We start from the raw sequence: 25043 nt of genomic DNA on the forward strand, positions 1-25043 counted from the left end.
TCATTTTTATTCATGGAAGGCGCAACATAAAATACGGCTCGAATATTGAAAGTGTCAAGACTGCCAAATCAAAAATCCGAAGAAATTTGGAAATAAATGACGGCGGAAAATAGACGCGAGCTTTTTGTCAGAAATTTGAGCGCCGGATCAGAATGAGTAAAGAGTTTACATTTGCCATCAAGAGCATTTGTTTCGATGAGGATTATCGTCCCGCGGACAATACGCGAATCACGACCAACTTCGCCAATTTGGCCCGGGGAGCGAGCCGTCAGGAGAATCTGCGCAATACGCTCAGGATGATCGACAATCGCTTCAACGCCTTGGCGCACTGGGATAATCCCAAGGGCGATCGCTATTCCGTAAATCTCGAGATCATTTCCGTCGAATTGAATATCGAAGGCCAAAGCAGCGGTAACGGCCTGCCGCTGATCGAAGTGCTGAAGACGAGCATTTTCGACCGGCACACCAATGAACGCTTCGAGGGCATCGTAGGCAATAACTTTTCCTCGTACGTGCGGGATTACGACTTCAGCGTGCTGCTGCTGGAACACAACAAGAACACGACCGCCTTCAGCACGCCGGAGAATTTTGGCGACCTGCACGGCAAGCTCTTCAAGAGCTTCGTGAATTCGAGCACCTACAAAGAGAACTTCCACAAGGCGCCCGTCATCTGCCTGAGCGTTTCGAGCAGCAAGGTCTATCAGCGCACCGAAAACCAGCATCCCGTGCTGGGCGTCGAATACCTGCAGGACGAGTATTCGTTGACGGACGAGTATTTCAAGAAAATGGGCATGAAGGTGCGCTACTTCATGCCGCCCAACAGCGCCGCGCCGCTGGCGTTCTATTTCACCGGCGATCTGCTGGGCGATTACACCAATCTCGAGCTGATCAGCACCATCAGCACGATGGATACCTTCCAGAAGATCTATCGGCCCGAGATCTACAACGCCAACTCGGCTGCCGGGAAGTCCTACCAGCCGAGCCTGAAGCACCAGGATTATTCCCTGACCCGCATTGTCTACGATCGGGAAGAGCGTAGCCGGCTGGCTGTCGAGCAGGGCAAGTTCGTCGAGGAAAACTTCATCAAGCCGTATCAGACGGTTCTTGAGCAGTGGTCCGCGGCCACCCCACATTGATTAATAAAGAGCATCAGGTCTTATTGTGAAAAAACTGCTTCCCACCTCCACCGCCGGCAGCCTGCCCAAACCTTCCTGGCTGGCAGAGCCCGAGACCCTGTGGTCGCCCTGGAAATTGCAGGATGGCGGACTGATCGAGGGCAAACAGGATGCCCTGCGCCTGTCGCTGCAGGAACAGCAGCACGCGGGCATCGACATCGTCAGCGATGGCGAACAGACGCGCCAGCATTTCGTGACGACGTTCATCGAGCACCTGGACGGCGTCGATTTCGAGAACCGCAAGACCGTCCGTATCCGCGACCGCTATGACGCGAGCGTGCCGACGGTGGTGGGCGCGGTCGCGCGCAAGAAACCGGTCTTCGTCGAGGATGCCAAGTTCCTGCGCCAGCAGACCAAGCAGCCGATCAAGTGGGCCCTGCCCGGTCCGATGACGATGATCGACACGCTGTATGACGATCACTACAAGAGCCGCGAGAAGCTGGCTTGGGAATTCGCCACGATCCTCAACCAGGAAGCCAAGGAGCTGGAAGCGGCCGGCGTCGACATCATCCAGTTCGACGAGCCCGCCTTCAATGTCTTCTTCGACGAGGTCAATGACTGGGGCGTCGCCACGCTGGAACGGGCCATCGAAGGGCTGAAGTGCGAAACCGCCGTCCACATCTGCTATGGCTATGGCATCAAGGCCAACACGGATTGGAAGAAGACGCTGGGTTCGGAATGGCGGCAATACGAGGAAGCCTTCCCCAAGCTGCAGAAGTCCAACATCGACATCGTTTCGCTGGAGTGCCACAACTCGCACGTGCCGATGGAGCTGATCGAACTGATCCGTGGCAAGAAGGTGATGGTGGGGGCCATCGACGTGGCATCCAACACCATTGAAACCCCCGAGGAAGTGGCCGACACGCTGCGCAAGGCGCTGCGGTTCGTCGATGCCGACAAGCTCTATCCTTGCACCAATTGCGGCATGGCTCCGCTGTCCCGCGCCATCGCGCGCGCCAAGCTGAGCGCCCTGAGCGCGGGCGCGGAAATCGTCCGCCAGGAACTCTCGAACTGATTCCGAGGCGGAAATGGCCGTCGCAAGCGGTTTGCGGCGGCCAGCCTCCCGGGGCTTTCCTGGGCTCTCGCGCAGCATCCTAGTATTCCGTACCTACCATGTCATTCCCCAGCACGGCCATCGAACCATCGCGCTTTCGCGAAGCTCTCGGGCACTACGCATCCGGTATCACGGTGGTCACTTCACACCTCGATGGCGAGCGGGTCGGATTCACCTGCCAGTCGTTCCATAGCGTGTCGATGAGTCCGCCGCTGGTGTCATTCAGCGTCATGTCCAGTTCGGCCAGCTATCCCAAGATTCGCCAGGCGGGTCGCTTCGCCGTCAATATCCTGTCGGATGGGCAGGTCGAGGTGTCCAACCAATTCGCCCGGCGAGGCACGGACAAGTGGCACGGCATCGAATGGCGGGAATCGCCTTTGGGCAATCCGCTGATTGCCGGCTGCCTGCACTGGATCGATTGCGAAATCCATGCCGAACACGCCGCGGGCGACCATGTGATCGTGATTGGTGAAGTGAAGGCGTTGAACCTGCAGGAAGCAGGGACCGCGCAGCCCCTGCTGTATTTCAAAGGGCAGTATCGCAACATCGCCGCGCACGGCGCGGCCTGAGCGCTTGCCGCCACGGGGCTCGCGCCGATCCGCGCGAGCCCCGTGGCGTTTCTTTGATTGATACGGTATCGAGCTGTCTTGAATTCATTGAAACAGGCGCTGGACGAAAAACGCTTCGCCTGCGTGCTGGAGGTCATTCCCCAACAGTCCCCTGCGCGCCTGGCCGCGCTTGAGCCGATCATGCGGCGCGGGCAACTGGCCGGCTGGCCGTTGCTGCCGGCCTTCGCGGACCGTGTCGGCCCGCACGCTGACTTGAGCCCTCTGCAAGGCGCTGGCGCGTTGGGCGATCCGGCCTCGTCCCTGCTGCACTTTTCCGGCAAGGACCGTGAGCGTGCCGATTTGTTGCGCCAGATGGCGGCGATGGGCGCGCGCGGCCTGAAGCAATTGTTGCTGCTCAGCGGCGATCGCTTGTCGGGCCACGATCCGGGCCGGGCGCCGGTGCGCTATCTGGAGTCGGTGCCCGCCTTGCAGATTGCCCGCGAGCATGGCCCGGACTGGTTGCTCGGCGCTGCCTTGAACCCGTTCAAATACCGCGAGGAAGAAGGCGGCGCCCAGTATCTGAAGGCGCGCAAGAAACTGCTGGCCGGGGCCGATTTCCTGACCCTGCAGCTGGGTTTCGACGCCGCCAAGCACATCGAAGCCCAGGCCTGGATGCGCGCCCAGCCCGGCGCCAAGCCCATGCTCGCCTGCGTGATGAACCTGAGCGAAAGGCGCGCTGACGTTCTTCAGGCCGTGCCCGGCATCGTCATCACCGAATCCATGCGCCAGCTGCTGGGCAAGGAGCGAGAGGTGTCCCACGCCTATGCCAGCGCGCGTAGCCTGGCGCGCCTGGCGTTGCAGATCGTGGGCCTGCAATGGATGGGCTATGCCGGCGTGCACCTGTCGGGCGTGCATACGCTGGACGAACTGCTGCTGCTGGAGCAGGCCATCATCGAGCAGCGAGGCAAGGTGACCTCGCTGGCCGACTGGAGCGAGCGATGGCAAGCGGGTTGGCGGCTGCCCGGGGCGCCCGAGGTCCGCTTCACCCCCGGCATCGACGCCTGGACGCTGGGGCAAGCCGATGTCGTCGCCACCCGCCGCGAGCGCCTGCGCTACGCGCTGCTTGCCACGGCGCATGAACAGTTCTTCGATCGCGCCGGGTGGTTCAGCCGCGCCTTCGGCTGGAGCGTGACGCGGCCGTTGTGGCAGGCAGGCGTGGCGGCGAATGCGTTGCGCGCGGTCGAGCGGACGATCAAGCGGCCTCTGGTCGGCTGCGATACCTGTGGCAGCTGCCGCTTGCAGGACACGCTTTATGTGTGCCCCGAGACCTGCCCCAAGGGCCTGGCGAACGGCCCCTGTGGCGGCACCCGGCTCAATCGCTGCGAATTCGGCGACCGGGAATGCGTGCACAGCGTCAAGTATCGGATCGCCAAGTCCACCAATCAGCTGCCCGCGCTGGCACAGACCTTGATTCCCGGTGTCGAAGCGCAGGACAGGCACCGCAGTTCCTGGCCGGAATGGTTCAAGCGGGAGGATTCCGCGCCGGGGTCATGATTGCGAATCATGGCCAGAGCTGGTCGGCGCCCGGGCGGTCCCCCGCAGATTGCTTACAGCGCTCCAGGCGCGGGCGGCCCGGGCCGTGATCGGTTGCGCGGCTTGAGTCCTAGTCGACGACATTGCCTTGCAGGTCGATCGACTGCCAGCGGCCTCCCGACCACCAGCGGTGTTCACCATCGCTCTCATTCTTGCAACCGTATCCCACCCTGGCCCTGCCGTTCTTGAACGGAAAGGCGCAGTCATAGACCGGGGCGACGACGATGGCGCCGGTTTCCTCGTCCGCGAAGCCGATCTTGCCGTCCAGGCGGATGCGATAGCGTCCGTCTTGCGGATAATCCGGGCCGTTGTCGAACAGATATACCTGGTAAGGCTCGCGCAGTTGCGCGTCGACGACGCGGAATGCGCCGGCGTCCTTGTCGAGATAGATGCAATACCGGAAGGGATTGCCGGCGACGAAGCAATCATCGATCCATTCGGGTTCCGTGGCGCGCTGTTTCAGGGTTGCGCGGGCTTGCGCGGGGTCGATGTCGGCGCGCGCCAGCGTTGTCAGCGGCAGGGCCAGGAGAGTGAGCAGAAGCGGACGGATGAGGCGCATGCGAGGGGCGGGACCGGCCGCCGTGGCAAATGGGGAAGGATTGCCATCATAGGCCGATTGTCGCGCGCGATGCGCCCGGCGTGTATCAGGCGGAGGCGGCCATGGCGCCGCCGGCATCCGCGCCGCCGACGTTCATGGCGCCGCCCTGGACGCCATCGAGGCCGCCGTCTTCGATCGCCTGGGCCGTCTTGGTCGCTTCGTCCAGGTCGTGCTGGATCTCGTGGACCTGCTTCTGGGCGTCTTTGTCGTGCTGCCGCAGTTTGCTCTTGAGCATGGCGAGCAGTTCCTTCATGGCGCGAATGGCCTCGCGCACGGCCTGGGCGTCGTTCTGGCGGCGCTTCTGCGCGGCCTGCGGGTCCTGGCGGGATTCGGCGGTGGCGGCGGCCTTGTCGGCCTGGTCGTCCGCCTTGTCGGTTTCGCCGGGCACGGATGCGCCCTTGGCGGCGTCCGCCCTGGCCGCGGCGGCGGCGCCTTGGGCCGCGACATCGGCCGCGGGGGGGGCGGCGTCGGCGTCGACGGCCGTGGCGGTGTCGCCGACGGTGGCGTAGGCCGCCAGGGCGCGGGCCGTGGCGGCGGTGGACGCGGCCGGGCCGGCTTCGGCACTGGCGGCTTCGGCGCCGTCGGCGTCATTGGCCGTGTCGGCCGGGGAGACCGCCTGGGCGCCGTCGCTGACGCCAGGCGCGGCCGGGCCGTCCGCGCCGTGCACCACGGGAGCGGCCGCGCCAGACGCGGCGCCGGTGGCGGCCGGGGCGCCGCCGCTGTCCTTGAGCGCGCTGGCGGCCTGCCCGAGTTCACCGGCCAGTTGGCGCAGTTCGCGCAGGATGGCCTTGGCGGCGGCCGCGCCCAGGAACATCAGCATCTTCTTGAGCGTGTCGATGCGCTGCTTGATCTGCGCGACGCGGGCGCGCGCCAGATCCTGGCGCGACTGGGCCGCGTCGGTGGCCATCTGGAAGGCGGCCTTGCGTGCCTTGGCGGCGCGTTCCAGGGCCTCGTCGCTGAGGATCACGCGGATCGAGACGGGTTTTTCCGCGGACTGCGCGGCGTCGCGGTCTTGTGCCGCGTCGGCGTCGCGCCTGACGGTGGCGCGCGGGTCGTTGCCCGTGGGGGCGGGCGAAGGAAGGAGGGTATCGGTGAGCAGGGACTGCATGGCAGGTTCCGGTAAAGCGGTACACGTGGCGTCGTGGCCGGGCCGCAATGGCCGGGGCGACGGCGAGGTGACAACGATATGTACGGCACCCCGGCCGCGCTTCTTTAACCGGGCCGGCTGGGAATTCGTCCGAGAACACGGGCTGGCCCCGCGGCGGCGGTGGTATCTTCTGCCCCATGTCCGTCCGAGATCCTTCCCCGTCCCTGTCCAGCGCGCCGGTGGCGCCAGATGCCGCCAGCGGCGCCGCGCCCGCCGCCCTGCCCTATGTGCACGCGTCCGGCACCACACGCAGCCTGCATTTTTCCGACAAGGTCATCCAGAGCCGCATGTCCACGCTCAGTCCGGACGCGCTCGACCTGGAATACACGCGGATGATGATGGGATTCGTGCTGTTCGCGCCGGCGCCCGCGGACATCCTGATGGTGGGACTGGGCGGCGGATCGCTGGCCAAGTTCTGCCATCGCTACCTGGCGCAGTCGCGCATCGAGGTGGTCGAGATCGATCCCGGGGTCATCGCGCTGCGCGATGCCTTCATGGTGCCGCCCGACGGCGCGCGCTTCAAGGTGATCCAGGCCGACGCGGCCGATCATCTGCGCGGCCTGCGCGACGCCGCCGACGTGCTGCTGCTGGACGGCTTCGACGATGCCGGCATTCCGCCGGCCCTGTGCTCGGCGGATTTCTACGCGGATTGCCATCGCGCGCTGCGCGACGACGGCATCCTGGTGATCAATTTCCATGTGAACCATCCGCTGCACCACCACTACCTGGAGCGGGTGCGCGCCGCGTTCGGCGGCGCGATGTTCGAGGTGGTGGACGACGACATGACCAACAGCATCGTTTTCGCCTGCAAGGGCGATCTGCTGGATGATCCTGCGGCGGCCGACCTGAAGCGGCCGGCGGTCATTCCCAAGGATGCCTGGCGCCAGCTGATGCCGACCTTGCGCGTCATCGGCGCGACGCGTGAATTGAAGTGAGGCTGCGGGGGCGTCGTTAACGTCCGGTAGCGCGCGGCGGGGTTTTGTTGCACATGGCGGGACAGCGCCGGCCGGCGCCTTGCTAGCATCCTCGCTTTCCCAGCATCGCCAGGATTGCGCCCATGAGTATCTTTTCCCGTTTCTTCGGTCGTTCCGAATCGCCCGCCGACGCCGTCGCCCTGACGGCCAATCCCGACATGAAGGACGGCCCGAGCCTGCAGGTGGTGTTCGCCGCGCCGCTGGCGCCGCGGGCCGAGGCGCTGACGGCGGCGCTGCGCGCCTATCACCCCGAGATGCGCGAGGCGCGCGCGGAGATCGAACCGGACATGCCGGAATTGCTGGCCCTGGTCGGCTGGGGCAAGCACGTGGTGCGCGTGGTGGGTTTCAACGCGCCCTTCCCCCAGGACGCGCTGGAGGCGTGCGTGGCGCCGGCGCATTATCCCGCCGAGGTCAAGGAGCAGGTACGCAACCATGCCAGCCACGCGCTGCTGTACTACGCCGGCTTCGAGGAAGACCCGCTGGAGCAGTACGTGGCGCTGGCGGCGGTGGCCGGCGCGCTGACCGAACTGCAGGCCGTCGCGGTGTTGAACGAGGATGCCCACACCTCGTTGCCGGCCGCGGTGTTCTCGCGCGAGTCGATGGGCGACGAGAGCCTGGAACTGCTGCGTTCGCTGCCCTTGAACATGTTGTACTGCGGCTTCGTGAAGTACGAGGTGGAAGGCACGCAGGGCGTGTGGATGCGCACCTATGGCGCCGGCCGTTTCGGTCTGCAGGATTTCGCGGTGCTGGCCGAGGGCCATCACCAGGGCGAGCAGTATTCGAACATGTTCAACAACATCATGGCGTACCAGCTGGACAGCGGCGCCGAGCTGGCCGCCGGCCACACCATGCAGATCGGCGAGGCCCGCTACATGAAGCTGCGCGAGCCGCTGGAGGCCGAATATTTCCTGCACGGCCCGGGCGCGGTGCTGGTGACGGAGATCATCGACGCCTCCGAGATCAATCAGCCCGATACGCCGGCATAGGCGCCGGCGGCGGGCCGGGGCGGTCCACGTTGAAATGGGCGCCGCGGCTTTCCCGCCGCGCGCGCGCGTCGCGCACGATCAGGGCGGCGACCGTCGCCAGGTTGCGCAATTCCCGCAACGCCGGGCCATCATCGATTCGCCTGGCGAGCGCGCGCCGCAGTCGGGCGATATGCCCGGCCGCGCGGCGCAACGAGGCGTCGCTGCGCACGATGCCGGCATCGCGCGTCATGATGGCGCGCAGCGTTTCGCGGCGGGACTGGATCCAGGCGGCCGGGGTGACATCGAGGCTGGCTTGCGCCGTGTCGCCGGACGGCGGGGCGGGCACGGACGCGGGCGGCGGGCCGGCCAGGATGTCGCGCGCGGCGGCGCGGCCGGTGACGACGCATTCCAGCAGCGAATTGCTGGCCAGCCGGTTGGCGCCGTGCAGGCCGGTGCAGGCCGCCTCGCCCACCGCATACAGGCCGGCCACGCTGCTGCGGCCGCGGGTGTCGGTGGCGATGCCGCCGCAGGTGTAATGCGCGGTGGGCGCCACGGGGATCGGCGTGGTCGTGATGTCCAGGCCCAGCGCCAGGCAGTGCGCGTGGATCGCGGGAAAGTGCGCCAGCAGGAAATCGCGCGGGCGGTGGCTGATGTCCAGGTAGACGCAATCGAGCGCATGGCGCCGCATTTCGGCATGGATGGCGCGCGCGACGATGTCGCGCGGCGCCAGCTCGGCGCGGGGATCGTGGGCCGGCATGAAGCGGCTGCCGTCCGGCAGGCACAGCCGCCCGCCCTCGCCGCGCACGGCTTCGGAGATCAGGAAGCCGCCGCCGCGCGGATGATGCAGGCCGGTGGGGTGGAACTGGGTGAAAGCCAGGTTGGCGGTGCGGGCGCCGGCGCGCGCGGCAAGCGCGATGCCGTCGCCGGTGGCGCCTGGCGGCGCGGTGGTGGTGGCGTAGACCTGGCCGGCGCCGCCGCTGGCGATCACCACGTGGTTGGCGGCGACGTCGCGCTGCAGGCGCCGGTCCAGGTCCAGCAGACGCACGCCTTGGCAGCGGGCGCCGGGGGTGGCGGGCAGCAACAGCTCGACGGCGCAGTGCCGCTCCAGCACCGTGATGGCGGTTTGCCGGCGTACCTGCGCGCCGAGCGCTGCCATGATGGCGCGGCCCGTGGCGTCGGCGGCGTGCGCGATGCGGCGCTGGCCATGGCCGCCTTCGCGGGTCAGGTGCAGTCCCGCGCCTTCCATCGAGAAGGCCACGCCTTGCGCCTGTAACCAGGCGATGGCGGCGCAGGCTTGGTCGATGATGGCGCGGGCGGCGTTCGCATCGCACAGGCCGGCGCCGGCGTCCAGGGTGTCGCGCAGGTGGTCGGCCACGCTGTCGCCGGGCCCTAGCGGCGCGGCGATGCCACCCTGCGCGTGGGCGCTGGCGCCGGCCAGCAGCGCGCCTTTGCTGACCAGCGCGACGCGCCGGTGCGGCGCCAGTTCCAGCGCGGCGGCCATGCCGGCCAGGCCGCTGCCGATGATGATGACGTCGAAGGACATGGCGCCGCTCCTGTGGTGTTGGCGTGTGTTGGCTGGCGCGCGCTTCAGGCCGGTCCGACCCGCTGGAACAGCGCGCCATCGCGGGCCAGGTCGCCGCTGGCCCGCACCGGGCGCTTGCGCGCGTCGGCGAAGTCGAGCATGCGGTCGATGGGGGCCTTGGCGCGCTGCGCCAGGTCCGGGTCGAGCAGGATTTCGTTGGCGCCGTGCTCCAGGGCGTCGATCATGCCGGCCAGGCCATTCATTGCCATCCAGGGGCAGTGGGCGCAGCTCTTGCAGGTGGCGCTGTCGCCGGCGGTGGGGGCGGCCAGGAAGGTCTTGGCGGGCGCCCGCTGGCGCATCTTGTGCAGGATGCCCTGGTCGGTGGCGACGATCAGGCGCTGTGTGTCCAGTGCATGCGCGGCCTCGATCAGCTGCGTGGTGGACCCGATTACGTCGGCCTGCGCCAGCACGGACGCGGGCGATTCGGGATGGGCCAGCACGCGGGCGTCGGGATACTCGGCGCGCATCAGCGCCAGTTCGGCGCCCTTGAATTCGTCATGCACCAGGCAGGCGCCCTGCCACAGCAGCATGTCGGCGCCGGTCTGGCGCTGGACGTAGCGGCCCAGATGGCGGTCGGGGGCCCACAGGATTTTCTCTCCGCGCGCGTGCAGGTGGGCGATCAGTTCCAGCGCGATCGACGACGTTACGACCCAGTCGGCGCGCGCCTTCACCGCGGCGCTGGTGTTGGCATAGACCACCACGGTGCGGTCGGGATGGGCGTCGCACCAGTCGGCGAAGGCCGGCGCGGGACAGCCCAGGTCGAGCGAGCAGGTGGCTTGCGGGTCCGGCATCAGCACGCGCTTGGCGGGGCTGAGAATCTTGGCGGTCTCGCCCATGAAGCGCACGCCGGCCACCAGCAGCGTCGCCGCCGCATGGTCGCGGCCGAAGCGCGCCATTTCCAGGGAATCGCCGACGCAGCCGCCGCTGGCTTCGGCCAGTTCCTGGATGTCGGCATCGACGTAGTAATGCGCCACCAGCACCGCGTTCTCGCGCGCCAGGAGCGCGCGCACGCGTTGCGCCGCCGCGGCGCGTTGCGGGGCGGACAGCGGCGCGGGCACGCGGGCCCAGGCCTGGCCGACCGCGCCGGGATGGCCCACGGCGGGCAGGTCGAATGCGACGGAGCGGACGGGGACGTCGGTCATGGCGGATTCCTTGGGAGATATAAGTGCTCAAAATGAGCATTTATGGGGCAAAAAAAGAGCCGATCCATTTATGCTTTTATTGAGCATAAAGCAGATCGGCCGGATTTTCATCCCTGTTTTCCCGGGGGGCAGGTCCAGGAACGGGGCCAGCCCCCCTCCCGGGACCCTGCAGGCGGGAGCGGGCCGGCCGTGAGGGGGGGCACCGCGTGACCGGGGGCTGTCACGGGCCGGCGGCGTCCTGCGCGGCCGCCGGCGCGGGCGCTCACGCCGGGCAGCCGGCGCGTTGGCGACGCGCCCGCAGGCTGGGCCAGATGCGCAGAAGCAACGCGCCGCCGGCCGCCGCCGTGGCCACCAGGGTCACGCCGGTCCAGCCCCACCGCGCCAGCGCCAGGCTGCCCAGCGCGCCGCCGGCGGCCATGCCGATGAAAACGCTGACCATCAACACGGCGTTGAGCCGGCTGCGGGCGGCAGGGTCGATGCCGTAGACGATGCTCTGATGCGCGATCAGCGCCACCTGGATGCCCAGATCGAAGCCGATGGCGCTGGCGGCGATCAGCCACAGGCCTGACTGCGCGGACAGCAGCGGCAGCAGCGCCATGGTCGCGAACGAGACGGCGGTGAGCGCGGCGCCCAGGCGGCTGACGGCATGGGGGCCGCGCCGGTCGGCGTAGCGTCCCGCCAGCGGCGCGGCCAGCGCGCCCGCGGCGCCCGCCAGGCCGAAGGCGCCGGCCGCGGCCGCGCCCAGATGGAACGGCGCGCCGTGCAGCATCACCGCCAGCGTCGACCAGAAGGCGCTGAAACCCAGCGACAGCAGGCCCTGCGCGGTGGCGGCGCGGCGCAGTTCGCCGTGCTGGCGCCACAGCCGCGGCAGCGAGCGCAGCAGTTCGGCATAGGGCAGCGTGGTGGTGGGCGTGAACGCCGGCAGGCCGCGCCACAGCGCCGCGCCCAGCGCCAGGATCGATACCGCCGCCACCAGGAACATCGCGCGCCAGCCGAACTGTTCGGCCACCACGCCGCTGATGACGCGCGATAGCAGGATGCCCAGCAGCAATCCGGTCATCACGGTGCCGACGATGCGGCCGCGGTGCGCGGGGGGCGCCAGGGTGGCGGCGGCCGGGACAATGTCCTGCGCCAGGGTGGCTGACAGCCCAATGGCGAAACTGGCTGCCAGCAGCACGCCGATGGCGGGCGCCATGGCCGCCAGCAGCAGCGCCGCGCTGAGGGCGCCGGCCTTGATCAGGACAATGCGCTTGCGATCGTAGCGGTCGCCCAGCGGAGCGAGCGTCAATATGCCGAACGCATAACCGAGTTGGGTCAGCGTGGGAATCCAGCCGAGCGCGCCGGGGGTGGCGCCCAGGTCCGCGCCCAGGATGCCGAGCATGGGCTGGTTGTAATAGAGCGACGCGACCGCCAGGCCGGCGCCGATGGCCAGCAGCAGTACCAGTCCGGCGGACAGGTCGGTGGATGGTGGCGCGGGGTGCGCCCGGGTATCAGGGGACATGATGGGAATCCGTTCAGGGGAAGGCACCATGAGGTGCGTACGGCGCAGATTCTGAGCGTGTGGCGGGGCCTTGGGTAGCCGTCCGCCGGGTAGATCCGTTATACGATAGGCGTATGACCATTCCCGCCCTGGCCGCCGCGACCGGCACCGACCGCATGCTGTTGATCGAGACCTTCGTGCGCATCGTGGAGGCCGGCAGCCTGTCGGCCGCCGCGGCGCAGCTGGGCGGCACGCAGCCTACCGTCAGCCGCCGCCTGCAGTTGCTGGAACGGACGCTGGGCGTGCGGCTGCTGCAGCGCTCGACCCATGCCATCCGGCTGACCGAGGACGGCCGGCGTTGTTACGAGCGCGCCAAGGAACTGCTGGCCAGCTGGCAATCGCTTGAGAACGACGTGCGCGGCGCCGGCGAGGAACTGGCGGGCACGTTGCGCGTGGTCGCGCCCCACGCTTTCGGCCAGAACCAGTTCATGGACGCGTTGGCGCAATACCTGCGCCAGTATCCGCGCATGCGGGTCGAATGGTTGCTGCACGACCGCGTGCCGGATTTCATCGCCGAGAACATCGATTGCGCCATCAAGGTCGGGCCGGTGCAGGATCCTTCGGTGGTGGCGGTCAAGCTGGGCGAAGTGCCGCGCAGCGTGATGGCGGCGCCGTCGCTGCTGGCCGGCGGACCGGTTCCCGAGCACCCGTCGGAACTGGCGCGCCTGCCCTGGCTGGCGCTGCGCACGTTCTACCGCGACGAGGTCAGCCTGACGCACGTGGACAGCGGCGAAGTGGCGTGTTTCGAGATCCAGCCGCGCCTGTCCACCGATGGCCTGTATGCCCTGCGCAAGGCCGCCCTGCTGGGCCTGGGGGCGGGCATTGCGTCGGCCTGGGCGCTGCGCGACGAACTGGCCAGCGGCCAACTGGTGCAACTGGCGCCGGCATGGCGCGCCGCGCCCCTGCCCGTGTACCTGGTCTATGCGCCGTCGCGCTTGCAGCCGGCGCGCCTGCGGCGTTTCATCGAGATCATGCGCGAGCACCTGCCGGTCGAACTGCGCGCCGGGCAGGACGCGGCCTGACGGCCGGTGCGGACCCTGCGCCGTCTTTCGCGGCCGCTTTGCGACAAGTGGCAAGGGCCGTTGCCAGAATGGCAGGTTCCTTGCGTTTTGTGTGGAAAGTGGGCGCTAGGCATTGACCTGGGCATCGGACAGAATTTCTGTATCGAATCATCAGGGGAAAACAATGACGACACTGCTCACCACCACAGACGTTGCGAAGATCGTGGCCGCACAGGGCCCGCGCAAGGTATTCGAGGACTTGCTGGATTATCTGCTGGCCGATTTCCTGCGCTGGCCGGAGTTCGACAAGAGCGCGCGCGTCGCCAATCATTCGGCGACCGGCGTGATCGAGCTGATGCCCACCGCCGACCATGATCTCTACAGCTTCAAGTACGTCAACGGCCACCCCGGCAATCCGGCGGCCGGCCTGAGCACCGTGATGGCCTTTGGCGCGCTGGCGCAGGTCAACACCGGCGAACCGCTGTTGATCAGCGAACTGACCCTGACCACCGCGCTGCGCACCGCCGCCACCTCGGCGCTGGCCGCGCGCGCCCTGGCCCGTCCGGGTTCGCGCAGCATGGCCTTGATCGGCAACGGCGCGCAGAGCGAATTCCAGGCGCTGGCGTTTCACCACATCCTGGGCATCGACACGCTGCACCTTTACGACGTCGATCCCGCCGCCAGCGACAAGCTGGCGCGCAATCTGGCCGACGTGCCGGGCCTGCGCCTGCGCCGCTTCGGCAGCGCCGCCGCCGCCGTCAAGGGCGTGGATATCGTGACCACGGTGACGGCCGACAAGGCCTACGCCACCATTCTCACCGCCGACATGGTCGAGCCGGGCATGCACATCAATGCCGTGGGCGGCGATTGTCCCGGCAAGACCGAACTGCATGCGGACGTGCTGCGGGCTGGCGCCGTGTTCGTGGAATACGAACCGCAGACGCGCATCGAGGGCGACCTGCAGCAGATGCCGGCCGACTTCGCGGTGACCGAGCTGTGGCGCGTGCTGACGGGCCAGAGCGCCGGCCGCCAGGACGGACGCGACATCACCGTGTTCGACTCGGTCGGCTTCGCGCTGGAGGATTTCTCGGCCCTGCGCTGGCTGCGCGACTGCGCCGTCAGGCACGGCATCGGCACGCGCGTCGAAGTGGCGCCGCGTCTGGCCGATCCGAAGAACCTGTTCGACCTGGTGCGGGGCCGCCAGGCCGCCGCGCAGGCCGCGGCCCGCGCCAGCCAGGCGTTGCTCAGGGATTGAGGCGCCGCGCCCCTATTCGGAGCCTGGCGGTTCGTGCGACACCGGCCGGCCCAGCAGGAAACCCTGGAAATGCGAGCAGCCTTCCTGGGTCAGCCGTTCAAGCTGGGCCGCGGTTTCGACGCCTTCGGCGGTGGTGGGGATGTCCAGGCTGCGGCCGATGCCGTTGATGGCGCGGATGATGGCCAGCGCTTCCCTGCTCGACTCCACGTCCTGGGTGAACGACTTGTCGATCTTGATCTTGTCGAACTCGAAGCTGCGCAGGTAGCCCAGCGATGAATAGCCGGTGCCGAAGTCGTCCAGCGCCACTTTCACGCCGAGCTGCTTGAGCCGGTTCAAGGTATTCAGGTTGCTCTCGGAGTTGGCCAGCAACACCGATTCGGTGATCTCCAGTTCCAGCCGGCTGGCCGCCAGGCCGGAGGTGGCCAGCGCCGACTCGACCAGCGAGACCAGGGCGTTGTTGGTGAACTGCGTGGCCGACAGGTTCACCGCCACGGTTTCGTGCGCGTCCCAGGTCATGGCCTCGCGGCACGCTTCGTGCAGGGTGAAGGCGCCCAGTTCGTGGATCAGCCCGGTTTCCTCGGCGATCGGGATGAAGTCGTTGGGCATGATCAGCCCCTTGACCGGATGCCGCCAGCGCATCAGGGCCTCGCGGCCCACGGTGCGCACGTGGCTGGTGTCCTTGATGGGCTGGTAGTACAGCTGCAGCTGCTGCGACAGGATCGCCTGGCGCAGATCCATTTCCATTTCGTGGCGCTTGAGCGCGGCGGCTTCCATCTCGGGCTTGAAGAACGCCAGGCAGTTGCGGCCGTTGCGTTTGGCTTCGTACAGTGCCATGTCGGCGTAGCGCAGCAGATGGTCGGCGCCATCCTCCTGGGCGGTGGCGACGGCGATGCCGATGCTGACGCTGACCGGCACGGTGTGGCCATCCACCTGGAACGGTTCGCGCATCGCGTCGATCAGGCGCTGCGCCATCTGGCGCAGGTCGTCGGTTTTCTCGATGCCGGGCAGCACCACCGCGAATTCGTCGCCGCCCAGGCGCGCCAGCGTGTCCTGTTCGCGCAGATTCCTGGCCAGGCGCCGCGACAGCTGGCGCAGCAGTTCATCGCCGCACTGGTGGCCGAGCGTGTCGTTGACGCTCTTGAAGTTGTCCAGGTCCAGGCACAGCACGGCGGCGCTACGTTCGCGGCCGTCGGGCGCCAGCGCCTTGAGCAGCCGTTCGCGGAACAGGCGGCGGTTGGGGATGCCGGTCAGGGTGTCGTGGTGCGCCATATAGCGCACCTGGGCCTGGGCCGCGTTCTCGTCGGTGATGTCGTCGGCGATCAGCAGCACGTAGCGCGAACGGGGGTCGCTGCTATGGAACACCAGCGTGCGGCTGCGCAGCGTGCGCGGGCCGCGCTCGGTGACCACTTCCTCCTGCCCGGCCTCGCGCAGCGCGCCGTCCGAGCGCAGCGCGTCGTTGGTCAGGCGCTCGAAGAACTCGTGCACGCCGGGCGGCAGGCATTGCTGGATGGTCTGCCCCTGCATCCGCTCGCGGCGCGCGCCGAAGGCGGCTTCGGTCTGCCGGTTGGCCAGCAGGATGCGGCGCGACACGGCATCCAGCACCAGGACGCACGAGGGAATGTGCGAAACCACCGCCTCCAGGAAGCTCGACAACGAGGTCAGTTCGCTGTTGTAGCGTTCGGCCAGTTCCTTGGCGTGCAGCAGCTGCAGTTCGCGTTCGCGGCGTTCGGTGCAGTCGCGCGTGATCTTGGCGTAGCCGATGAGCGCGCCGGCGTCGTCCTGGATGGCGTCGATCACCACATGCGCCCAGAACGGCGTGCCGTCCTTGCGGATGCGCCAGCCTTCGGCCTCGAAGCGGCCCTGCTCGCGGGCGGCTGCCAGACCGCGCGCGGGCAGGCCGGCGGCCTGGTCGGCGGGGCTGTAGAAGCAGGAAAAATGCCGCCCCACGACCTCTTCGCGGGTATAGCCCTTGGCGCGTTCGGCCCCGGCATTCCAGTTGGCGACGGTGCCGTCGGGGTTCAGCATGTAGATTGCGTAGTCAACCACACCTTGCACAAGGTGACGGTACATCACGTCGGAATTGTCGATGATCATGGGGGATTGGGGGGGGGCGTTGCGGGATTCGCGGCTTTACGTTTACGTCGTGCCGCCGCGATTATTTACCGCCGCCGCGCGAAAAGGCCGATCCTGGCGGATTAAGTCCAATCTTTGCGCGTTGTTGCGCGCTCAGGGCTTCAGGCGTTGCTTCAGGGCCTGTGTGATCATCGGGATGTCGAGGTCCTGGCCCGGATGTTTCTGGCAGAAGTCGTACAACACCGCGATGTAGGCGTTGCCGAGCAGTTTGGTGATGGCGCCCGCCGTGGTGGCGGCGATGGTGCCGCCCACGGCGCTGCCGGCGCCGGGAATGAACTTGAGCAGGCTCGATACCACCGAGCGCCCCACCAGCGTGGCGGCGGACGCGCCCAATGACGAGGTGACCAGCGTGCTGATGGCGGCGGTGTTCAGTTCCATGCCGAAGGTAATGCCGATCTTGGCGATCATGCCGACCTGGATCGGCACCAGGGCCACGGCGTCCGAGAACGGGATCGGCGCGGCGGCGGCCGACGCGGCCAGGCCGGCGGCCACGTTGACCTCTATTTCAGCCCGCTTTTTTTTTACTTCCAGGGCCTTCAGGTTGCGGGTCGAGAGTGCGTTGGCATAGGCGCGCTGCTGGGATTCGGGGATGTACCGCGCGGTGGCTTCGATCAGGGCGTCCAGGCCCATCGGCGGCAGGTCCGCGCCCAGTTCCTCGATGTGCTCGGGCAGGGCGCGCACCGCCACCATCTGCCGCGCGCGCGGCAGCAGCGCGCGGGCCTGTTCCAGGAACGGGCTGTTCTTGCGAGCCTTGGTGAGCACGCCGATGACCGGGATGCCGGCGTCGGCCAGCAATGCGCTCAGTTCGACTTCGGCGTCCTCGACGCGGTGGCTGCTGTCCTGGATGCAGAGCCAGGCGACGTGCAGGTGCCGGTCCTGGTCTTCGGCGGCCGCGCGTTCGCGGATCAGGTCGGCCAGCTGCTGGCGCGAGCGCGCGTAGTCGCCCACTTCCAGGCCACGCGTGTCGATGATGGTGAGCGGGTGGCCGGGGCGCGAGAATTCCTGCGTGGTCTGCGTGACCGGCTTGCCGGCGCCGGTCCGGGCCAGGTCGCCGCGGAACACCGCGTTGATCAGCGTGCTCTTGCCCACGCCGGTCTTGCCGGCCACCAGGATGTTGACGCGGCCCGCGCCGCGCGTGGCGGTGCTGATCGCATCGGCGATCGCGTCCTGCAACTGGGGCGTGTCCTGGCGGGGCGGCGTCATGGCTGGCGGGAAGCGTGGAAATCGGGCATGGCTTGATTCTAGCGAGAAATCCGCGACGGGAAATGCCCGGTCTCAGCCATACAGGTGCGCCGCTTCGGGGAAGCGGCGCGCGCGCACGTCCGCCGCGTAGCCGCGGGCGGCGGCCTGGATGCGGTCGGACAGGGCGTCATAGCGTTTGACGAAGCGCGCGGTGCGATCGAACATGCCCAGCATGTCGTCCACCACCAGCACCTGGCCGTCGCAGCCGGCCGAGGCGCCGATGCCGATGGTGGGGCAACCGATGGCCTCGGTGATGGCCAGCGCCAGCGGTTCGACCACGCCCTCGATCACCACGGCGAAGGCGCCGGCTTCAGCCACCGCCGTGGCATCGGCGGCGATGCGGGCGTACTCGGCCTCGCCCCTGCCGCGCGCGCCGTAGCCGCCAAGGATGTTGACGGCCTGCGGCGTCAGGCCGATGTGCGCCATGACGGGAATGCCGCGCGCCGAAAGATAGGCGATGGCGGGCGCCATGGCCTGGCCGCCCTCCAGCTTGACGGCGCTGGCGCCGGTTTCCTTGAGGACGCGGGCGGCCGAGCGGAAAGCCTGTTCCGGGCTTTCCTCATAGCTGCCGAAGGGCATGTCGACCACCACCAGCGCCTGGCGCGCGCCGCGCACGACGGCGGCGCCGTGCGCGATCATCATGTCCAGCGTGACGGGCACGGTGGACGGCAGCCCATAGATGGTCTGCGCCAGGCTGTCGCCCACCAGCAGCGCGTCGCAGTGGGGATCGAGCAATTCGGCCATGCGCGCGGTGTAGGCGGTGAGCATGACCAGCGGCTCGGCGCGCTTGCGGGCGCGGAAGGCCGGGACGGTCATGCGGCGCGGCGTGGCGGCCGCGGAATTCAGGGTGGCGGTGGTGGACATGCAGGGCTCCTGGGATGCGGTGCGTCGGGCCCGTGGGCGGGCGCGGCGCGCGGCACAGGTATATCACGGCGTGGCCTCGGGCGTAGTCAGCAGGGCCGCGCGCATGTCTTCGAGAAAGGCCGCGGCGATGTCGTCGAGCTGGCCGCGACGCTTGGCCACCATGCTGATCTCGACGTCGTAGTGGTAGGTGTCGGCATCCAGCGCGTGCAGCAGGCCGGCCGCCACGTAGGGCGCGGCATAGTGTTCGGGCAGGTATCCCAGGTGCGCGCCCGACAGGATCAGGATCAGCGCGGCCTCCATGTTGTCGGCCTCGGAGGTGATGTGGCGCGGCCGGCCGGCGAACGAGGACTCCGGCAAGGGGTAGGTGCGCCAGGTCCAGTCGGCGTCGGCCAGGTCCTGCTCGGTGACGCGGCCGGCGCGCGCCGCCAGCGGATGGGTGGCGCCACAGTAAGCGATCTGGCGTTCCTGGAACAGCGTGGTGTAGTCCAGCATCGGCACCCGGTGCAGGAAGTAGCCGATGGCGACCTGCATCTCGTCCTTGAGGATCAGATCTTCCAGCTCGCGCGGACTGCGGATCAGCACCGACAGGCGCACGGCCTCGTCGCGCCGGCGGAATTTCTGAATGGCCTGGCCGATGCGTGCGTTCTGCGCCATGGTGGCGTTGCCGATCAGGCCCAGCGTCAGGTTGCCGACCAGTTGCCGGTGCATGTTGCGCGCCTGCGCGCTGAAGTCGTCCAGCGAGGCCAGCGCGCGCCGCGCCAGCTTGTCGAAGCGCTGCCCCTTGGCGGTCAGGCGAAAGCCGCCGCGGCCGCGTTCGCACAGCGTGAAGCCCAGGCGGGTCTCGAGCGTGGCGAGCTGGCTGCTGATGGTGGACTGGCCCACGCCCAGCAGGGCCTGCGCGGCCGACACGCCGCCCGCGTCGACGATGGTGAGGAAGACGCGGATCAGTCGCAGGTCGAGGTCGGAAACGGTCGAGAGCATAGGGTAATCACGGACGAAACATTGATGGATATCGATGTGAATTTTCCGAACTAGGCATGGATGGAAAAAGTCCGGATTCCTATTATTCCACCGGAGTTGCCGATTCATCCCGGCGCTGGTGCCGCCGGCGGCCGAGGGGCGATCGGCGGTCCGGAAAACCGATTTTTTCCAGATTCACTTCTACGTAAATAGTTGTTTGGCCGGCGGCGGTGATTCAGCGCGCGGATCGCGCGCGACGAGACAAGGGGAAGGACATGTTTGTCGACATCGGCGTGGTCGTGGCCTATCTGGCCGCGATGCTGCTACTGGGCTGGTACGGCATGCGGCGGGCCAGGACGCACGAGGATTTCCTGGTGGCGGGCCGCAATCTCGGACCGGCCTTCTACATGGGCACCATGGCGGCCACGGTGCTCGGCGGCGCCAGCACCGTCGGCACGGTGCGGCTGGGGTATGTGCATGGCATCTCCGGCTTCTGGCTGTGCGCCATGCTGGGCCTGGGCATCATCGTGCTGAACGTGTTCCTGGCCCGACCGCTGCTGAAGCTGCGCATCTTCACCGTGACGCAGATCCTGGAGTTCCGCTACAGCGCGCGCACCCGGCATGTCAGCGCGCTGGTGATGATGGCCTACGCGCTGATGCTGGCCGCGACCTCGGTGATCGCGACCGGCACGGTGATGCAGGTGCTGTTCGACATGCCCTTCTGGCTGGCGATCCTGGTGGGCGGCGGCGTGGTGGTGGTCTATTCGGCGGTGGGCGGCATGTGGTCGCTGACCCTGACCGACATCGTGCAGTTCCTGATCAAGACCGTCGGCCTGATGGCCGTGCTGCTGCCGATCTGCCTGTCGCGGGTCGGCGGCTGGGACCAACTGGTGGCGAAACTGCCGGCGGCCAGCTTCGCGCCGACCGCGATCGGCTGGCCCACCATCGTGACGTATTTCCTGATCTATTTCTTCGGCATCCTGATCGGCCAGGACATCTGGCAACGCGTCTTTACCGCCCGCAGCGAGGGGGTGGCGAGGCTGGCGGGGGCGGCGGCGGGGCTGTATTGCATCGTCTATGGCCTGGTGGGCGCGCTGATCGGCATGACGGCGAGGGTCTTGCTGCCCGACCTGGACAACGTCAACAACGCTTTCGCCGCCATCGTGCAGGCCGAGTTGCCCGCCGGCATCCGCGGCCTGGTGATCGCGGCGGCGCTGGCGGCCATGATGTCCACCGCCAGCGCGGCGATGCTGGCGTCTTCCACCGTGTTGGCCGAGGACCTGCTGCCGGCCTTGCGCGGCGGCCGCGGCTTCACCCACGTGCGCAGCCATCGCCTGATGACACTGCTGGTCGGCCTGGCCACGCTCGGCATCGCGCTGGTGGTCGATGACGTGCTGGACGCGCTTACCTGCGCCTACAACCTGCTGGTCGGCGGCATGCTGGTGCCGATCCTGGGCGCCATCTGGTGGCGCCGTGGAACGACCACCGGCGCGATCGCCAGCATGCTGCTGGGCTGCGCCACGGCGATCGGCTTCATGATCCGCGACGGCCTGGCCGCCAACACGCCGATCTACGCCAGCCTGGCCGTCAGCGCCGTCAGTTTCATCATCGTCAGCCTGATGGGACAGGCGGCGGCGCCGGTTCACGGCGATTCATCTTCCAGGAGCACCCCATGAGTTTCACCCCCGAGAAGCTGGCCGCGTTGCGCGCCCGGTTCGGCGGCGCCAACGAAGCCGTCATCCACGATCCGCACTTTCGCGCGGTGGCGGCCAACGTCATCGACGACAGCGGCACGCGCAGCGCGCCCTATGCCGGGATGCCGACACTGCTGGACGCGCCGGCCCGGCAGATCGACTGGAGCCGGCCGGATTTCGGCGACCTGCAGGTGGCGCTGCTGGGCGTGCCGATGGATCTGGGGGCCAGCAATCGCAGCGGCTGTCGCTTCGGGCCGCGCGCGCTGCGCGCCATCGAGCGGGTCGGGCCGTACAACCACGCGCTCAAATGCACGCCGGTGCGCGAGCTGCGCGTGGCCGACATCGGCGACGTGCCGATGCGCAGCCGCTACAGCCTGGAACAGTCGCACGAGGACATCCACGCGGCCTACGAGAAGATCGTGGCGGCCGGCGTCACGCCGCTGTCGGTCGGCGGCGACCATTCCGTGACGCTGCCGATCCTGCGCGCGCTGGGGGCACGGCAGCCGGTGGCGCTGGTGCATTTCGACGCGCATTGCGACACCGGCGGTCCGTTCGACGGCAGCCGCTTCCATCATGGCGGGCCGTTCCGGCAGGCGGTGCTGGAAGGCGTGCTCGACCCGACCCGCACGATCCAGATCGGCATCCGCGGCTCGGCCGAGTACCTGTGGGAGTTCTCGTACGAATCCGGCATGACCGTGATCCATGCCGAGGACATTCCGCGCCTGGGGGTGGACGCCATCATTGCCCAGGCGCGGGCCGTGGTCGGCGACGCGCCCGTGTATGTGTCGTTCGACATCGATTGCCTGGATCCGGCTTTCGCGCCCGGCACCGGCACCCCCGAGGTCGGCGGCGTGACGGTGCGCGAGGCCCAGGCCATGCTGCGCGGATTGGCGGGCCTGGACATCGTCGGCGGCGACCTGGTGGAGGTGGCGCCGTCCTACGATGCCACCGCCAACACGGCGCACGCGGGCGCGCAGATCCTGTTCGAGATCCTGAGCCTGATGCGCCTGCGCGGCGCGCGCTGATGCGCCGGCGTCAGGGCGCCGTGGCGCCCTCGCCTGCCACTTGCAGCAAGGTGTAGCGCCGGCTCGAGTACAGCGGCGTGACCTGTCCGCGCCAGGTCGCCAGCAAGGTGGTCGCCTCGCGCCTGCGCACGGCGAGGAATACCCGCTGGCCCGGGGCGGGCAGCACCGCGGTCAGGGCTTGCGGACCGTCCACCAGGCCAGCCGTGTCGCGCGAATAGTACCGGGCGGAGAACGGGCGGCTGCCGACGAAATAAAGCCGATCGCCGCTTTGCATGGCGGCTTCGGCGCGCTGCACCAGTTGCTTTTCCGTCTTGTAGTGCGTCGGCAGCAGCCAGGCCAGCAGGGCCAGGACCAGCGCGGCGGCGGGCGCCAGCGTCATGCCCGCCAGCATCAGGCGTCCCTGGCGCGCGTCACGCCATTGCGCCACCCGCATGCCGAGCGCCAGCGCAACGGGCGGCAGCGCCGGCAGCACATAGGTCCACAGGATGTTGCCCGACAGCGTGAAGAACGCCGGCGTGGCCAGTGCCCACGTCAGCAGATAGGTCTGGTCGGGGTCGCGCGCCGCCGCGGCCACGCGGCGCCCCAGCGGCGCGTCGCGCCGGGGCCACAGCAACAGGCCGAGCCAGGCGGCGCCCCACGGCATGGTCGCGAGCAGCCAGTCCAGCCAGATGCTGCCGTAGGGGCGCTCGTGGGCCGAGCCGTAGCGGTCGCCTTCCCACCCTGGATCGACGAAGCGCAGGATGTGCTCGCCGAGGATGAAGTAGCGCAGGAATCCCGGCGTCTTCAGCTCGGCCGCGATGTACCAGGGCAAGGTCAACGCCAGCGTCAGGACGATGCCGGCCGCCCACGGCAATGCGCTCAACTGCGCGCGCGCGTTGCGGTGCCACAGCATCCAGGGCACGATCGCGCCGCTGGTCAGCACCAGCGCCAGCGGCCCTTTGGCGAGCAGGCCGATGGCCAGCCCGGCGAAGAAGCCGTAGCGCCAGAGCGGCCGCGGATCGCGCGGCGCCAGCAGGAACGACACCATCGACAGCGTGATGCCCAGGGCCAGGAAGGCGTCGGTCAGCACCGCGCCGGCGCTGGCGTACGGCAGCAGCATGGTGGCGAACAGCAGCGTGGCCCAGCGCGCGGCCTGTTCGCCGCGCAACTGCCGCGCGCAGCGGTGGACCAGCGCCAGCACCCCCAGCATCGCCAGCCAGGACGGCAGGCGCACCGCCAGTTCGGACAGGCCGAACAGGCGGATGGACAGGGCCTGGGCCCAGAAGGCCAGCGGCGGCTTGCCCCAGAACGGTTCGCCGGGTTCGAACCAGGGCGTGATCCAGTCGCCGGTCGTCGCCATCAGGCGGGCGATCTCGGCGTAGCGCGGCTCGGACGTGTCCGCGAACGGCATTGCCGCCATGGCCAGCAGCCGCAGCGCCAGGATGCCGATCAGGCCCAGCAGCAGGCCCTTAGCAGTTAACCGCATGCGGACCCTTTGCGGCTTCGGCCAGCGGCATGGCCATCGTGGCGCTGCCTTGTACGTCGCGCACCAGGTAGACCGGGCGCTGCTTGGTTTCCATATAAGTCTTGCCCATGTACTCGCCCAACAACCCGATGGTGATCAGCTGGATGCCGCTCAGGAACGTGATCATGGCCATCAGCGAGGGATAACCCTGGACGTCGTGGCCATAGATCAGTGTCTTGAAGATGATGATGATACCGAACAAGGCGCCCAGCAGCGCGGCCGTCATGCCCGCGATCGTGGCCCAGCGCAGCGGGGCCGTGGAGAACGACGTGATGCCCTCCAGCGCGAGCCGCAGCAGCGCAAAGACGTTCCACTTGGTGGCGCCGGCGGCGCGCGGCGCGCGGTCGTAGTCGATGACGCGCGTGGGCATGCCGATCCAGGCATACAAGCCCTTCATGTAGCGGCAGCGCTCAGGCAGCCGCAGCAGCGCGTCGACCGCGCGCCGGCTCATCAGGCGGAAATCGCCGGTGTCCGCCGGGATCGCGGCCCGGCTCAGGCGGCTGAGCAGGCGGTAGTAGGCATAGGCAGAGGCGCGCTTGAACCAGTTTTCGCCGGCGCGGCTGCGGCGTCGCATGCAGACCACGTCGGCGCCTTCGCGCCAGGCCCGCACCATGTCCGGGATCAGCTCCGGCGGATCCTGCAGGTCGGCATCCAGCAGGATCACGGCGGCGCCCGAGGCATGCTCCAGGCCGGCCGTCATGGCGGCTTCCTTGCCGAAGTTGCGGCTCAGCCGCACCAGTTTCAATCCGGCTTCGCGCGCCATCAGGCCCGCCAGGTATTCGGCGCTGCCGTCCTGGCTGCCGTCGTCGACGAACACGATCTCCCACGGCTCGCCAAGCGCGTCCAGGACCTGCCGCAGCCGCGCGTGACACAACGGCAGCACTTCGCGTTCGTTCAGGAAAGGGATGATGATGGAGATTTGCACCGGGCGCGGCTGGGCGCGCGGCGGGGTCGGGATATCGAGATAGGGACGCATGGTCTGGGTACTTTTCAGTCGATCGGGCGGGCCGCGCCGGCCGTGCGGCGCCGACGTGCCACCACTCTATT

21 protein-coding genes are annotated in these 25043 nt (G+C 68.2%); 10 read left to right on the forward strand and 11 right to left on the reverse strand.

Features of this window, described 5'->3' with window-relative positions:
- Positions 1-152 precede the first annotated feature (152 nt).
- The 4 genes from ABFG95_RS16100 to ABFG95_RS16115 all read left to right on the forward strand — a co-directional run bounded on the left by ABFG95_RS16100 (position 153) and on the right by ABFG95_RS16115 (position 4331).
- Positions 153-1136 (forward strand): DUF1852 domain-containing protein, encoded by a 984-nt coding sequence (locus ABFG95_RS16100; RefSeq protein ID WP_054495597.1) that lies wholly within the window; start codon positions 153-155, stop codon positions 1134-1136.
- Between the two features lie 25 nt (positions 1137-1161).
- The gene (locus tag ABFG95_RS16105) at positions 1162-2190 is read left to right on the forward strand and encodes a methionine synthase (RefSeq protein WP_063568560.1); all 1029 of its coding nucleotides are present in this window, start codon (positions 1162-1164) and stop codon (positions 2188-2190) included.
- Positions 2191-2288: 98 nt separating this feature from the next.
- Positions 2289-2798 carry a flavin reductase family protein gene (locus ABFG95_RS16110; protein WP_049070674.1) on the forward strand — a complete coding sequence of 170 codons (510 nt, stop codon included), beginning with the start codon at positions 2289-2291 and terminating at the stop codon, positions 2796-2798.
- 78 nt (positions 2799-2876) lie between these two features.
- The gene (locus ABFG95_RS16115; RefSeq protein ID WP_348994768.1) at positions 2877-4331 is read left to right on the forward strand and encodes a methylenetetrahydrofolate reductase C-terminal domain-containing protein; all 1455 of its coding nucleotides are present in this window, start codon (positions 2877-2879) and stop codon (positions 4329-4331) included.
- A 109-nt stretch (positions 4332-4440) separates the two neighbouring features.
- On the opposite strand, the gene ABFG95_RS16120 is transcribed toward ABFG95_RS16115, so the two are convergent.
- Together ABFG95_RS16120 and ABFG95_RS16125 are read right to left on the reverse strand one after the other, a co-directional pair.
- On the reverse strand, positions 4441-4929 hold the full coding sequence (locus ABFG95_RS16120) for a WG repeat-containing protein (RefSeq protein WP_063568561.1): 489 nt from the start codon (positions 4927-4929) through the stop codon (positions 4441-4443).
- Between the two features lie 85 nt (positions 4930-5014).
- Positions 5015-6076 carry a hypothetical protein gene (locus tag ABFG95_RS16125; protein WP_348994769.1) on the reverse strand — a complete coding sequence of 354 codons (1062 nt, stop codon included), beginning with the start codon at positions 6074-6076 and terminating at the stop codon, positions 5015-5017.
- Positions 6077-6252: 176 nt separating this feature from the next.
- On the opposite strand from ABFG95_RS16125, the gene ABFG95_RS16130 reads away from it, so the two are divergent.
- Complete coding sequence (locus ABFG95_RS16130; RefSeq protein WP_348994770.1) at positions 6253-7050, forward strand: fused MFS/spermidine synthase; 798 nt, start codon at positions 6253-6255, stop codon at positions 7048-7050.
- 122 nt (positions 7051-7172) lie between these two features.
- On the forward strand, positions 7173-8075 hold the full coding sequence (locus ABFG95_RS16135; RefSeq protein ID WP_068951031.1) for a DUF4261 domain-containing protein: 903 nt from the start codon (positions 7173-7175) through the stop codon (positions 8073-8075).
- Here the strand turns inward: ABFG95_RS16135 and nadB are convergent.
- The 3 genes from nadB to ABFG95_RS16150 all read right to left on the reverse strand — a co-directional run bounded on the left by nadB (position 8050) and on the right by ABFG95_RS16150 (position 12279).
- A complete protein-coding gene (nadB, locus tag ABFG95_RS16140; protein WP_348994771.1) occupies positions 8050-9597 on the reverse strand; it encodes an L-aspartate oxidase in 1548 nt (515 codons plus the stop codon). The genes ABFG95_RS16135 and nadB overlap by 26 nt on opposite strands.
- Positions 9598-9641: 44 nt before the next feature.
- Positions 9642-10778 carry a quinolinate synthase NadA gene (nadA, locus tag ABFG95_RS16145; protein WP_348994772.1) on the reverse strand — a complete coding sequence of 379 codons (1137 nt, stop codon included), beginning with the start codon at positions 10776-10778 and terminating at the stop codon, positions 9642-9644.
- 262 nt (positions 10779-11040) lie between these two features.
- The gene (locus ABFG95_RS16150; protein WP_054419030.1) at positions 11041-12279 is read right to left on the reverse strand and encodes an MFS transporter; all 1239 of its coding nucleotides are present in this window, start codon (positions 12277-12279) and stop codon (positions 11041-11043) included.
- Positions 12280-12392: 113 nt separating this feature from the next.
- Here ABFG95_RS16150 and ABFG95_RS16155 point away from each other — a divergent pair, with 113 nt between their 5' ends.
- Complete coding sequence (locus ABFG95_RS16155) at positions 12393-13340, forward strand: LysR family transcriptional regulator (protein WP_054419032.1); 948 nt, start codon at positions 12393-12395, stop codon at positions 13338-13340.
- A 163-nt stretch (positions 13341-13503) separates the two neighbouring features.
- Positions 13504-14574: an ornithine cyclodeaminase gene (locus tag ABFG95_RS16160; RefSeq protein ID WP_059268958.1), complete on the forward strand. Its 1071-nt coding sequence runs from the start codon at positions 13504-13506 to the stop codon at positions 14572-14574.
- Between the two features lie 12 nt (positions 14575-14586).
- Here the strand turns inward: ABFG95_RS16160 and ABFG95_RS16165 are convergent, their stop codons facing one another.
- The 4 genes from ABFG95_RS16165 to ABFG95_RS16180 all read right to left on the reverse strand — a co-directional run bounded on the left by ABFG95_RS16165 (position 14587) and on the right by ABFG95_RS16180 (position 19794).
- Positions 14587-16668, reverse strand: coding sequence for an EAL domain-containing protein (locus ABFG95_RS16165; RefSeq protein WP_081330373.1), 2082 nt, complete (start codon positions 16666-16668; stop codon positions 14587-14589).
- A gap of 132 nt (positions 16669-16800) precedes the next feature.
- Positions 16801-17910, reverse strand: a complete 1110-nt coding sequence (locus ABFG95_RS16170) for a GTPase (protein WP_049070698.1) — start codon at positions 17908-17910, stop codon at positions 16801-16803.
- A 72-nt stretch (positions 17911-17982) separates the two neighbouring features.
- On the reverse strand, positions 17983-18765 hold the full coding sequence (gene panB / locus ABFG95_RS16175) for a 3-methyl-2-oxobutanoate hydroxymethyltransferase (protein WP_348996050.1): 783 nt from the start codon (positions 18763-18765) through the stop codon (positions 17983-17985).
- Between the two features lie 111 nt (positions 18766-18876).
- Positions 18877-19794 (reverse strand): LysR family transcriptional regulator, encoded by a 918-nt coding sequence (locus ABFG95_RS16180; protein WP_348994773.1) that lies wholly within the window; start codon positions 19792-19794, stop codon positions 18877-18879.
- Between the two features lie 254 nt (positions 19795-20048).
- Here ABFG95_RS16180 and ABFG95_RS16185 point away from each other — a divergent pair, with 254 nt between their 5' ends.
- The gene (locus ABFG95_RS16185) at positions 20049-21449 is read left to right on the forward strand and encodes a sodium:solute symporter (protein ID WP_348994774.1); all 1401 of its coding nucleotides are present in this window, start codon (positions 20049-20051) and stop codon (positions 21447-21449) included.
- On the forward strand, positions 21446-22492 hold the full coding sequence (speB, locus tag ABFG95_RS16190; RefSeq protein WP_063582496.1) for an agmatinase: 1047 nt from the start codon (positions 21446-21448) through the stop codon (positions 22490-22492). Before ABFG95_RS16185 ends, speB begins: the two co-directional genes overlap by 4 nt.
- A gap of 10 nt (positions 22493-22502) precedes the next feature.
- On the opposite strand, the gene ABFG95_RS16195 is transcribed toward speB, so the two are convergent.
- Positions 22503-23957 carry a glycosyltransferase family 39 protein gene (locus ABFG95_RS16195; protein ID WP_068951154.1) on the reverse strand — a complete coding sequence of 485 codons (1455 nt, stop codon included), beginning with the start codon at positions 23955-23957 and terminating at the stop codon, positions 22503-22505.
- A complete protein-coding gene (locus tag ABFG95_RS16200) occupies positions 23941-24972 on the reverse strand; it encodes a glycosyltransferase family 2 protein (protein ID WP_312478060.1) in 1032 nt (343 codons plus the stop codon). Before ABFG95_RS16200 ends, ABFG95_RS16195 begins: the two co-directional genes overlap by 17 nt.
- Between the last annotated feature and the right edge of the window lie 71 nt (positions 24973-25043).

The sequence above is a fragment of the Achromobacter sp. HNDS-1 genome (assembly GCF_040084795.1).
Taxonomy (GTDB): Bacteria; Pseudomonadota; Gammaproteobacteria; order Burkholderiales; family Burkholderiaceae_B; genus Achromobacter; species Achromobacter ruhlandii.

What these genes read in the sequence shown, in the direction of transcription:
- ABFG95_RS16100 (WP_054495597.1), top strand. Translation starts at nt 153, where the DNA reads ATGAGTAAAGAGTTTACATTTGCCATCAAGAGCATTTGTTTCGATGAG.
- ABFG95_RS16110 (WP_049070674.1), top strand. Translation starts at nt 2,289, where the DNA reads ATGTCATTCCCCAGCACGGCCATCGAACCATCGCGCTTTCGCGAAGCT.
- ABFG95_RS16120 (WP_063568561.1), bottom strand. Translation starts at nt 4,929, where the DNA reads ATGCGCCTCATCCGTCCGCTTCTGCTCACTCTCCTGGCCCTGCCGCTG.
- ABFG95_RS16125 (WP_348994769.1), bottom strand. Translation starts at nt 6,076, where the DNA reads ATGCAGTCCCTGCTCACCGATACCCTCCTTCCTTCGCCCGCCCCCACG.
- ABFG95_RS16130 (WP_348994770.1), top strand. Translation starts at nt 6,253, where the DNA reads ATGTCCGTCCGAGATCCTTCCCCGTCCCTGTCCAGCGCGCCGGTGGCG.
- ABFG95_RS16135 (WP_068951031.1), top strand. Translation starts at nt 7,173, where the DNA reads ATGAGTATCTTTTCCCGTTTCTTCGGTCGTTCCGAATCGCCCGCCGAC.
- nadB (WP_348994771.1), bottom strand. Translation starts at nt 9,597, where the DNA reads ATGTCCTTCGACGTCATCATCATCGGCAGCGGCCTGGCCGGCATGGCC.
- nadA (WP_348994772.1), bottom strand. Translation starts at nt 10,778, where the DNA reads ATGACCGACGTCCCCGTCCGCTCCGTCGCATTCGACCTGCCCGCCGTG.
- ABFG95_RS16150 (WP_054419030.1), bottom strand. Translation starts at nt 12,279, where the DNA reads ATGTCCCCTGATACCCGGGCGCACCCCGCGCCACCATCCACCGACCTG.
- ABFG95_RS16155 (WP_054419032.1), top strand. Translation starts at nt 12,393, where the DNA reads ATGACCATTCCCGCCCTGGCCGCCGCGACCGGCACCGACCGCATGCTG.
- ABFG95_RS16160 (WP_059268958.1), top strand. Translation starts at nt 13,504, where the DNA reads ATGACGACACTGCTCACCACCACAGACGTTGCGAAGATCGTGGCCGCA.
- ABFG95_RS16165 (WP_081330373.1), bottom strand. Translation starts at nt 16,668, where the DNA reads ATGATCATCGACAATTCCGACGTGATGTACCGTCACCTTGTGCAAGGT.
- ABFG95_RS16170 (WP_049070698.1), bottom strand. Translation starts at nt 17,910, where the DNA reads ATGACGCCGCCCCGCCAGGACACGCCCCAGTTGCAGGACGCGATCGCC.
- panB (WP_348996050.1), bottom strand. Translation starts at nt 18,765, where the DNA reads ATGACCGTCCCGGCCTTCCGCGCCCGCAAGCGCGCCGAGCCGCTGGTC.
- ABFG95_RS16180 (WP_348994773.1), bottom strand. Translation starts at nt 19,794, where the DNA reads ATGCTCTCGACCGTTTCCGACCTCGACCTGCGACTGATCCGCGTCTTC.
- ABFG95_RS16185 (WP_348994774.1), top strand. Translation starts at nt 20,049, where the DNA reads ATGTTTGTCGACATCGGCGTGGTCGTGGCCTATCTGGCCGCGATGCTG.
- speB (WP_063582496.1), top strand. Translation starts at nt 21,446, where the DNA reads ATGAGTTTCACCCCCGAGAAGCTGGCCGCGTTGCGCGCCCGGTTCGGC.
- ABFG95_RS16195 (WP_068951154.1), bottom strand. Translation starts at nt 23,957, where the DNA reads ATGCGGTTAACTGCTAAGGGCCTGCTGCTGGGCCTGATCGGCATCCTG.
- ABFG95_RS16200 (WP_312478060.1), bottom strand. Translation starts at nt 24,972, where the DNA reads ATGCGTCCCTATCTCGATATCCCGACCCCGCCGCGCGCCCAGCCGCGC.